We start from the raw sequence: 3,591 nt of genomic DNA on the forward strand, positions 1-3,591 counted from the left end.
CCGGGGGGGCGGGCGGATCAACCTCACTGCCAGTTTGCCGCGCAGATGCGCACTTTGTGAGCGGGCGCACAGCCTGTCAGTGCACCCCTTGTTTGCAAATTAACCAGCCGTTAACGTGGCGAGGCTGCCTGTTGGCAGCACCCATCAATGGACATGGGTTCATCGACATAGTTGGCCACCGACTGTCTACAACCGATATGGAGGGGAGTGATGCCAATCATGACAGCTACGCCCCGGGCAGCTTGCCTGCTCGCCCACTGGTATACCCGGGATCCCATTCTCACCTTCGACTTTCCTCACCGCTGATTGGCGGCACCCGCCGTTTGAATTTGTCAGCCGGACGACCCTGATCGCCCCGGCCTCTTTGCCAATCCCGATTTCAAACACACTGGCCCCGCGCCGGTGAGGAGTCTTTTATGCGTCGTATACCCGAGCCGTTTCGTATCAAGATGGTCGAGCCCATCAAACAGACCACTGGCGCCGAGCTCCGTGCCGCCCTCGAGGCCGCTGGCTGGAACCCCTTCCTGCTGCTGGCTGAAGATGTCTACATCGATCTGCTGACCGACAGTGGCACCGGTGCCATGTCCGATCGCCAGTGGGCCGGCATCATGATGGGGGATGAGGCCTATGCGGGCAGCCGCAACTTCGTCGAGCTGGAGCGCACGGTGCGCGAGATCTTTGGCTATCAGCATGTGATGCCCACCCACCAGGGGCGCGGGGCCGAGCAGATCCTCTTCCCCGAGCTGGTCAAGCGCTGCAAGGGCAAGGCGCCGGTGTTTATCTCCAACTACCACTTCGACACCACCAAGGCCCATGTGGAGTTGGCTGGCGCGCGGGCCATCAACCTGCTCACCCCGAAAGCCCTCGACACCACGGCCCCTTATGCCTGGAAGGGGGATTTTGATCTCCCTCGCCTGACCGACACCATCGAGACCCTGGGGGCCGCCAACGTGGCCGGCATCATCATCACGGTCACCTGCAACAGCGCCGGCGGTCAGCCGGTCTCCATGGCCAATATGGAGGCAGTCTCCGAGCTGGCCCGTCGTCACCATATTCCGGTGGTGATCGACGCCGCCCGCTTCGCCGAGAACGCCTGGTTTATCAAGGAGCGGGACTCGGCCTATGCCAAGCGCAGCATCAAGGAGATAGTGCGCCAGATGTTTGCGCTGGGGGACATCTTCACCATGTCGGCCAAGAAGGACGGGCTGGTCAATATCGGCGGGCTCTGCTGTTTCAAAGAGGATCTCGAGCTGTTCCGCGCGGTGCAGGTGCGCTGCGTGGCGATGGAGGGGTTTGTCACCTATGGCGGCCTCGCCGGGCGGGATATGGCGGCGCTCGCCATCGGCCTGCGCGAGGGGATGGATGAGGAGTATCTCACCTATCGCATCAGTCAGGTGGCCTATCTCGGCGAGCGGCTGGCCGAGGCGGGGATCCCCATCCAGACCCCCACCGGCGGTCATGCGGTATTTGTCGATGCCAAGAAGCTGCTGCCCCATATTCCGGCCGAGCAGTTTCCGGCCCATGCGCTCGCCTGCGAGCTCTATCTGGAAGGGGGCGTGCGCGGGGTGGAGATTGGCTCCCTGTTGCTGGGGCGTGATCCCGCCACCGGCAAGCAGGAGGCGGCGGACTTTGAGTTGCTGCGTCTCACCATTCCGCGCCGGGTCTACACCCGGGATCACATGGACTATGTGGCCGACTGCCTGATTGCGGTGAAAGCGCGGGCCAGCGACATTCGCGGACTCACCTTTGACTACGAGCCGCCGCTGCTGCGCCACTTCACGGCGCGGCTAAAACCTGTCTGATCAGCAACCGGTTAGATGTGGTGATCAATCGCGCCAAGCCGTGAGATCAAGGGCTGCTCCCGGTTAAACGGCACAGTAAAAAAGCCCCCGCACCTTGGTGCGGGGGCTTTCGTTTATCCAAGCAAAGCCGGGGTCAGACCGCCTGATACTCCAGCTCGACGGAGCCCAGCGCCTTGAGGGTGGACTGGGCGGAGTCACGCTGGCTGATCTGGCCGTTCTTGTTCTCCAGCAGCACGGCGCGGCGGATGGCGGCGAGATCTTCGCCGTTAAGCACCGCATGGGCGCAGGCCATCTGCATCGGCGGCAGGCTGGGGTTGAAGGCGGCGTTCTCGGCGTAGCGGCCAGAGAAGATGCGGCCATCGGCAAACTGCAGCGCCACCGCGGCATAGCCCTGACTGTAGGGGGCGTAGCTTTGACGGGCGGCGGCCAGCGCGGCCTGCCACAGCGGGTCTTCGCTTTGAAGTTCAAGCTCTGCGTGATCCTGCGGGCTCATCAGCGCATCCGTGATGTCGAGATCCGCCGGGCCAAACGAGTGGGGCAGGAAGGATTGCAGGGCGCTCAGGTCATCGGGCAGAGAGACTTTCAGGATCTTGGCGGTGCTCAGCTCGTTCATGAACTGACGGCAGTGGCCGCAAGGGGTGTAGTTGACGGTGATTTCAGAGATCCCGGTCTCGCCACCCAGCCAGGCGTTGGAGATGGCGGACTGCTCGGCGTGAACCGAGTGGAACAGACCTTGCCCTGCAAACTCCATGTTGGCGCCGAAGTACCAGGTGCCGCTCAGGCCGCAGGCGATGGCACCGACGTAAAACTTGGAAATGGGTGCCACCGAGCAGGCGGCGGCCAGCGGCAACAGGGCGAGGCGCAGGGCGCGATCATCGAGACCTGTGGCGGCTTTCAGGGTGGCGACTTGCTCCGGCGTGAAGCGGGCGTTGAAGTCGGCACTATCCAGCATGGGCTGCACGGCTGCTTTGAGCGGGGCAGAGAGGGTATCGAATGGCTTGGCAAAACGGGGATGCATAGTGTGTCCTCAAAGGCCAATTGGGCGGCCATTGTAGGGAGCAAGCTCGGGTAAATGTGTGAGCAGGCTCACGCCCTGACGGGCAAACGGAGGGGGATGGTAATGGAAACGTTTGTCTTGTGCAAATTGTGCGGCAGGTCGCACCCCGACAGCGCTGCAGAGCCGTCGGGGTGGTTAATCATCGGTCAGGTGAGCCAGTGATAGATGGCAAAGAGGAGGGGAGCGACGGCAGCGGTGAGGATACCGCACACCACCATGGCGAGCGATGCAAAGGCGCCTTGGGTGATCCCCTTCTCGGCGGAGGTGGCGGTGCCGATGGCGTGGGCACAGGCCCCCATGGCGAGCCCTTGCGCTTCCGGGTCGGTCACTTTCAGCAGTTTGAGCAGCGGGTAGCCGATCAGGGCGCCGACAATTCCCACCACCACCACCACGGCGGCCGCAATGGCGGGAATGCCGCCGATGGACTGGCTGACGCTCATGGCGAGCGGGGTGGTGATGGATTTGGTCGCCAATGAGGCGAGCAGCGCCGGATCTGTGCCCATAAAATGACCGATCAGCAGGGTTGTGCACACCGAGATCAAGACGGAGGCGAGGGTACAGATTAGGATGGGCTTGAGCTTGGCCTGGATCTGGCGCGCTTGCTGATAGAGCGGCAGCGCCAGCGCCACCACGGCGGGCTCCAGCAGCATGGTAATGGGGCTGCTGCCGCGCTCGTACTGCTCCAGCGGCAGATCGAGCCAGAGCAGCAGGCCAATGATCACCGCGGTCGGC

At 63.1% G+C, this 3,591-nt stretch carries 3 protein-coding genes; 1 reads left to right on the top strand and 2 read right to left on the bottom strand.

Annotation, left to right across the window (positions count from 1 at the left end; genetic code table 11):
* Positions 1-416: 416 nt before the first annotated feature.
* Positions 417-1,802 (top strand): tryptophanase, encoded by a 1,386-nt coding sequence (locus AACS18_RS17445; RefSeq protein WP_108612860.1) that lies wholly within the window; start codon positions 417-419, stop codon positions 1,800-1,802.
* 133 nt (positions 1,803-1,935) lie between these two features.
* Here the strand turns inward: AACS18_RS17445 and cdd are convergent, their stop codons facing one another.
* Positions 1,936-2,820, bottom strand: coding sequence for a cytidine deaminase (gene cdd, locus AACS18_RS17450; RefSeq protein ID WP_108612861.1), 885 nt, complete (start codon positions 2,818-2,820; stop codon positions 1,936-1,938).
* Positions 2,821-3,005: 185 nt separating this feature from the next.
* Positions 3,006-3,591 (bottom strand): LrgB family protein (locus AACS18_RS17455; RefSeq protein ID WP_108612862.1); only part of this gene is annotated, 586 nt, incomplete at its 5' end.

The organism is Aeromonas sp. HMWF015, assembly GCF_963878965.1.
Classification (GTDB): domain Bacteria; phylum Pseudomonadota; class Gammaproteobacteria; order Enterobacterales; family Aeromonadaceae; genus Aeromonas; species Aeromonas veronii.